The organism is Microcystis sp. 49638_E5, assembly GCF_021300285.1.
GTDB lineage: Bacteria > Cyanobacteriota > Cyanobacteriia > Cyanobacteriales > Microcystaceae > Microcystis > Microcystis aeruginosa_C.
Map to the genome: position 1 here is coordinate 1 of NZ_JAJTDH010000149.1, position 6,853 is coordinate 6,853.

General features: G+C 46.8%; 6 protein-coding genes and 1 pseudogene. 2 read left to right on the top strand and 5 right to left on the bottom strand.

Annotation, left to right across the window (positions count from 1 at the left end; genetic code table 11):
- Positions 1-107: 107 nt before the first annotated feature.
- Positions 108-1,211, top strand: a pseudogene (locus tag LW728_RS22520) (ABC transporter substrate-binding protein/permease); the annotation flags it as partial.
- 226 nt (positions 1,212-1,437) lie between these two features.
- Here the strand turns inward: LW728_RS22520 and LW728_RS22525 are convergent.
- From LW728_RS22525 to LW728_RS22540, 4 genes are all read right to left on the bottom strand, one after another.
- The gene (locus LW728_RS22525) at positions 1,438-1,923 is read right to left on the bottom strand and encodes a bZIP transcription factor (protein WP_287768407.1); all 486 of its coding nucleotides are present in this window, start codon (positions 1,921-1,923) and stop codon (positions 1,438-1,440) included.
- A 9-nt stretch (positions 1,924-1,932) separates the two neighbouring features.
- Entirely contained in the window at positions 1,933-2,733 is an 801-nt protein-coding gene (gene thiD, locus LW728_RS22530) for a bifunctional hydroxymethylpyrimidine kinase/phosphomethylpyrimidine kinase (RefSeq protein WP_002801421.1), read from the bottom strand.
- Positions 2,734-2,739: 6 nt separating this feature from the next.
- Positions 2,740-3,987: a cell division protein FtsZ gene (ftsZ, locus tag LW728_RS22535; RefSeq protein ID WP_287768412.1), complete on the bottom strand. Its 1,248-nt coding sequence runs from the start codon at positions 3,985-3,987 to the stop codon at positions 2,740-2,742.
- 192 nt (positions 3,988-4,179) lie between these two features.
- Complete coding sequence (locus tag LW728_RS22540) at positions 4,180-5,001, bottom strand: cell division protein FtsQ/DivIB (protein WP_287768414.1); 822 nt, start codon at positions 4,999-5,001, stop codon at positions 4,180-4,182.
- A gap of 245 nt (positions 5,002-5,246) precedes the next feature.
- On the opposite strand from LW728_RS22540, the gene ctpC reads away from it, so the two are divergent.
- Positions 5,247-6,539 carry a carboxyl-terminal processing protease CtpC gene (gene ctpC, locus LW728_RS22545; RefSeq protein ID WP_002801424.1) on the top strand — a complete coding sequence of 431 codons (1,293 nt, stop codon included), beginning with the start codon at positions 5,247-5,249 and terminating at the stop codon, positions 6,537-6,539.
- Here the strand turns inward: ctpC and LW728_RS22550 are convergent.
- Positions 6,529-6,714 carry a hypothetical protein gene (locus tag LW728_RS22550; RefSeq protein WP_002801425.1) on the bottom strand — a complete coding sequence of 62 codons (186 nt, stop codon included), beginning with the start codon at positions 6,712-6,714 and terminating at the stop codon, positions 6,529-6,531. The two genes, ctpC and LW728_RS22550, sit on opposite strands and share 11 nt — an antisense overlap.
- Between the last annotated feature and the right edge of the window lie 139 nt (positions 6,715-6,853).

Sequence of the window (6,853 nt, forward strand, 5' to 3'; positions counted from 1 at the left end):
TTGCTGTATTGCAAGCATAGTCAGCTTTTAAAGATAAATTATTGTTTTATTGGTCAGCAATAATTGTCTGTTTTTTCTTTAATTTTACATGACAAGTTCGGAAGAGCCAAAATTTTGAAGACTTAAAAGGCAAAAGAATTGCCGTCCAAATTGGCACAACGGGAGCCTTAGAAGCGATAAAAATACCCGGGTCAGTGGTTAGTCAATTTGACTCGGCGGCTTTAGCTTTGCAGGAATTAATTAATGGTCGAGTTGATGCGGTAGTTAACGATAAACCCGTGACTTTGTATGCAATTAAACAAGCGGGTTTACGAGGTGTAAAAGTAGTCGGAGAATTATTAACGGAAGAATTCTACGGCATTGCTTTACCCAAAAATTCCCCCTATCTCCAGTTAATTAATGATGCTCTCGGTCGAGTCATAGAAAGTGGTCGGTACGATGCTATTTTTCGGCAATGGTTTGGAGAAAAACCGCCAGAATTACCCTTAGTTGCCCCAGCTTTAAAGAATTTACAGGAATCGAGTTTTAACTGGGGAGAATTATTCTATAACCTGATTTTTAAAGGGGTTCCCTGGACAATTCTGTTAACGGTTCTGTCTTTTCTGTTCGGGTTAATCGGCGGAACTTTAGTGGCTATTGCCCTGATTTCTCCCTACAAATGGTTAAAAATAATTTGCCGCATCTATGTGGATTTCTTTCGGGGAACACCGATGCTGGTGCAATTATTCTTGATCTATTTTGGTTTGCCCGGGTTGTTCCGAGAAATTGGCTTAAATATCGACTTAGATCGTTTACCGGCGGCCCTATTTGCCCTAAGTTTAAATGTAGCGGCCTATTTAGCTGAAATTATGCGCGGCGGTATTCAATCGATCGATAATGGTCAATGGGAAGCTTGTTCTAGTCTAGGAATGTCCCCAGTGCAAACCATGCGCGAGGTGATTTTTCCCCAAGCTTTTCGCCGGATGTTGCCACCCTTGGGGAATGAATTTATCACCCTAATTAAAGATACCAGTTTAGCGGCAGTAATCGGTTTTGAAGAGTTATTCCGGCAAGGTCAATTAATGGTAGCCACTACCTATAAAGCTTTCGAGATTTATATCGCCGTTGCTTTAGTTTATTTGGTTTTAACTACCCTTTCCTCCGTGGTATTTAAGCGCTTAGAGATTTATATGGATCCCCTACATAAATCTAAACAGGAACAGAAAGCCTAGGGGCAACAGATGGGAACTGAAACCGAGTTTAAGAGAATTGTCAGGGGGGTAACTTCCAGGCTCTCTTGGATTTGGTGGGTAAAATGTATTCTAAGATACATTCCTTCTAGCGAGGGGGTGGAACGAACCACAAAGACACAAAGGACACAAAGATTGATCGATCATATTGTAATTAAAACCGACTAAGGGCAAGAAATTAAGCTTAAAATGCCGAGGTGGTAGTCAATCAGTCGGTCGAACCCGGGTTTCTAGAGGCAGAAATAAGCCAAAAAGCCCCTAAACCGGAGGTAAGAACCACGACAATAATTGACCCGACCAATAACCAACTATTTTTAGAAAATGGCTGTTTTGAAGCAGTAACGGTGATGGGACGAGTGACCGGGATTTCTTCCTTAACCCGCAGCGAAGGAGAGGGAGGTGTAACCAAACGGGGAGGAACCGGGATGACGAAGGAGGGTTCCTCGACGGGATTCCTCTCAAAACTCTTTACCACTTTTTCTAATCGTCTTCCCTGATCAACTACTGTCTCGATTTCCTGACGTAATTGCCGATTACTCTTGACAAGTTGCTGGTTTTGTGCTTCTAGAAATTCCACCCGTACCTGGCTGGCCTGCAATTCTTTGACCAATTCTCGATAGACCGAGAGGGGAACCGAGGGGCGATCAGTGCAACTCTGGGGTACTTGGGGGGAAATACGCGGCGTAGTGGTCATGAATTTTGACTAATTTAGGGCTTTTAAGCGGTAAAAATGCCCCACAGGACCGGTTCCTTGACCGATAGGGAGGGAATGATCGAGGGCGTTAGTAACGTAATCCTTGGCTTTTTTCACCGCTATTTTCAGGTCATCACCCAAAGCGAGGTTAGCGGCGATCGCGGCCGATAGGGTACAACCAGTCCCGTGAGTATTATTGGTTTCGACGCTTCTGGTCTTAAAAGTTTCCCATTCCTGCCCATCAAAGCAGATATCAACCCCACGCAGCCGGCCTTTCATACCTCCTCCTTTCACTAATACCGGTGTGGCCGACTTCTGGAAAATAATTTCGGCGGCCGCTTTCATCGCCTCAAAATCATTGATCTCGATGCCACTTAAAAGCTGCGCTTCGTAACGATTAGGGGTAATAATCGAAGCCAGAGGAATTAAACTATTAAAAAGACTATCTAAAGCTCGATCATCAATTAATTTGGCTCCTACCCGCGAAACCATAACCGGATCCACCACTAAACTGGTCAAACGCCAGCGCTCGATCGCCTCGGCCACTGCTTCGATAATCTCGCTGCTGAACAGCATTCCTGTCTTGACCGCTTGCACACCCAGATCCCCGACCACGGCATCGATTTGGGCTGTCACCATTTCTGGACTTAAGGACTCGACGCGCTCGACCCCCAGGGTATTTTGGGCGGTAACGCAGGTAAGGGCGCAGGTCCCGTGAACTCGGTGGAAGGCGAAGGTTTTCAAATCAGCTTGAATTCCCGCGCCGCCACCACTATCGGAACCGGCGATGGTGAGGGCAATGGCAGTCATAGGAGGTTAGCGATCAAAAGGACGACGACGTTGCAAGAATTCGGGGATATCTAATCCTGCGGGTTTTGCTGGTTCGGGAGTCGGGACAGGACTAGGTGCGGGGGTATTGATCACCACCTTGTTAGTGGTGGGACGAGAGGGGGATTCGCCGGAAAAACCGGTGGCAATGACGGTAATTCTGACTTCTCCCTGCATTTTCTCGTCAATTACTGCCCCAAAGATGATATTAGCGTTGGGATCCACCACTTCATAGATAATTTCGGCGGCGGCATTGACTTCATGTAGGGTTAGATCTTGACCACCAGTGATGTTAAAGACTACGCCTTTCGCCCCTTCGATCGAGGATTCCAGTAACGGCGAGGAAATAGCAGCGATCGCTCCTTCCTTAGCCCGAGATTTTCCGGAACCGATGCCGATGCCCATTAGGGCCGAACCCGCATCGGCCATCACTGCCCGCACATCGGCGAAATCCACATTCACCAGACCGGGGATAGTGATAATATCCGAGATACCCTGTACCCCTTGCCGCAGCACATCATCAGCGACGCGAAAAGCCTCCTGTAGGGGAGTTTCGGCGGGTATTACCTGTAATAACTGGTTATTGGGGATAATAATCAGGGTATCGACCCGACTTTGTAAACCGCCCACCCCTTCATCGGCCTGATTAGTGCGACGACGACCCTCGAAGGTAAAGGGACGGGTCACAACTCCCACGGTCAAACAGCCGATTTCTTTGGCAATTTCGGCCACAATTGGAGCGGCCCCCGTTCCCGTGCCACCGCCCATGCCGGCGGTAATAAAGACTAGATCGGTTCCTTCCAATGCTTGGGCGATTTCATCCCGAGATTCTTCCGCCGCTTTCTGTCCGATGGCCGGATTGCCGCCCGCCCCTAGGCCTCGGGTTAATTTTGTCCCGATTTGTAACCTCTGGGGGGCGGAGGAATGGGCTAGGGCTTGCGCGTCGGTGTTAATTGCCCAAAATTCGATTCCGGTCACGCCACTGGCGATCATGCGGTTAACGGCGTTACAGCCCCCACCGCCGACCCCGATCACCTTGATCTTGGCGACATTGCTCGGCACGATGCGATTACTACGACTTTCTTCTCGGGGTGTCATCTGTGATTCATGGGGACGAGTAAATAATACTCCAGCATTATTCTGAGAGTAATGATTATCTTCGCTCATAGCTGAACTGGCATAATCGTTACTGTTCAGATTGGGATAGGTGGAAACAATTTCATTAATCGATGTCATTGGAATTGGAACACTATTAGTACAAGATTCTGTTATTGGTTTGATGAATCAGAGATGCAATGTTAACACTATCACTAATATTATGTCGGTTCCAGTATCTACATTATCAGTTTCTTGTTCATAAAATCATAATTTGGTTTTTTTGGCAATACATAAGGGGAATAATTGCAGTTATTTACTGATCAATTCCAGTTAATCCCTGCCAGTTGCCGTTACTTTGGCAACCCTAGGGGCTGGCTGCGGTTTTAATTGTACAGTGGGAGCATCGGGATTGCTCAGGTCAATGTAGATAATTCGCGCTAGAGGTATCTTGGATGACAATTGCCGTGATTGTACGAGAGCGGTTAATTTTTCCGGCAATCTATCTTTATAAAAACCTAAATAGACCTGTCCCAGTTCAGTTTTTAGTACAAGATTACTAGGATTGCGCCAATCGATGGCGGTAACTTTAATCGATAAGTTATCAATTAAGGGATAAATTTTTTGCCACTGTTGTTGATATTGTCGGTCGTAACCAAGCACTTCTAGGCTAGGTAATTGGCTTTTGGGTAGAGTTCGACCATAATAGTTTTGAGGAATTATCGTTCCGGTGGCATCTAAAAAACCTTGCTGTTGATGAGAACGCCAACGGGCAACAGGTTTTCTTTCTTGAATAGAAACAATCACTTTCGGGGGTAATAATTGCCGCTCGATCTTAACGTCGGCAATAGCGGGAATAGCCGCTAGTTTTGCTCGCAATTGATGGGTGGGTAATTCCCAGATAGATAGAGGATAGCTTAATTTTAGCCAAGCACGAATCGACTCGGACGACATTAATTCCGTGCCTTCGATTTCCACCTGTCCGGCCTTGGTAATTGTCCAATAGGGTGAAGTCATCCCCCAAGCTAATCCCGTCGCTAAACCACTAACCACCAGAAAGCGACCTAGAGCTTGCCACACCTTTGATCGCCTTTGGTGGCGCAGGTTTTGTCGTTTTTGTTCCAGGGAGAGGGAAGAAGGGATTTGATCGCTCATAGGGAAAATCCGGGACAGTTTTGCTGTTATCTTAGGTCGCGAGGTGGGCTGCTGGCAACTTGATCGCCACTCAAATAACCAGTTTGACAAAGAAAGAGATAATAAATGTTATAACAGTAGTAGTCTACAGGCGTTCTTTTGTCTGTCTCCAGTAAACCTAAACGCTCCTTTTTGCCAAGATATTTCGACGGTCAGCCAGAAAGAGCATTTCGGCAAGAACAGCCTAATTTATCTGAAAATTACCTATGGTTATCAACAAACGCGGACTTGTTCTCGGTGCTACAGCAGTGGTCCTGTCTACCGTCGCCGTCACGGGGGCGGGATTCCGTCTCTCCCAAAGTCAAGCTTTTTTTCAGGAAAGTCCCAAGGAAACCGTTGATGAGGTTTGGCAGATCATCAACCGCACTTATTTAGATGGCACTTTTAATCAATCGGATTGGAACGCCATCCGCAATCAGTATTTAAATCGTTCCTACAAAAATCAAGAGGAAGCATACACCGCTATCCGTGAGATGTTGAAAACTCTCAATGATCCCTATACCCGTTTTATGGATCCCAAAGAGTTTAACAATATGAAGATCGATACATCGGGAGAATTGACTGGGGTAGGGATTCAACTGACCAAAGATGAGAAAACCAAGCAGTTAGTCGTGGTTTCACCCATTGAAGATACTCCCGCTTCTAAAGCTGGTGTGCTGCCTAAAGATGTGATTATCGCTATCGATGGTAAATCTACCGAAGGCATGGAATTGGAGCAAGCGGTGAGCATGATCCGCGGCAAAGTGGGGACAAGCGTTAAGATCACGATTCAACGGGGTGAGGAGAAGAAAGAATTGACTCTTACCCGGGCCAAAATTGAAATTCACCCAGTGCGGGCCCGCACGGAAAACACCCCGATCGGTAAAATTGGTTATATCCGTCTCAATCAATTTAGCGCCCAAGCTAGTGGCGATATGAGTCAAGCGATTCGCGAATTGGAATCTGAAGAGGTGAAGGGTTATATTCTCGATCTGCGTTCTAACCCCGGCGGTTTACTTTACGCCAGCATCGAAATCGCTCGGATGTGGATACCCGATGGTTTAATTGTCTCTACGGTCGATCGCAAAGGGGTGACGGAACGTCAACGGGCTAACAATCAAGCTTTGACTAATAAACCGCTAGTTGTCCTCGTCGATGGTGGTTCCGCCAGTGCCAGTGAAATTCTCTCCGGAGCTTTACAGGATCATGATCGGGCGGTTATTGTCGGTACGAAAACCTTTGGTAAGGGATTAGTGCAATCGGTACGCAGTCTTAGTGACGGTTCCGGATTAGCGGTGACAATTGCCAAGTATCTCACCCCCGACGGACGGGACATCAATAAAGATGGTATTCATCCGGATGTGGAGTCGGAACTGAGCGAGGAAGATCGCAAAAATCTTCAACAGGAACGGGATCAGGTGGGAACCTTCCAGGATCCTCAATTCAAGAAGGGTTTTGAAATCCTAGAAAAAGAAATCGCGGAAGGCAAAAAAACGCCCACCAATACCGCTAAACAATAGGTTGACATTTGCCCGCTCGAATTAAACCCACCCGACGGGCGATCGCTTCTCCCCGCTCGGCAAAAGGACCCCAGTATTGACCATTGACTGGGGTTTTTCCGTTTTCTAGGGCTATAATCTGACAAGTTCCCGTATTTTCCTGGACAATGTACCAGTTTTGTGCGCTATTATCCATAGATTTTTCTCCTTATACCCCAAACCCTAGGGTTGATTCATAGTAGGGTTGATTCATGAATCAACCCTACCCCAAACCCCAAACCCCAAACCCCAAACCCCAAACCCCAAACCCCAAACCCCACACCCCACACCCCAAA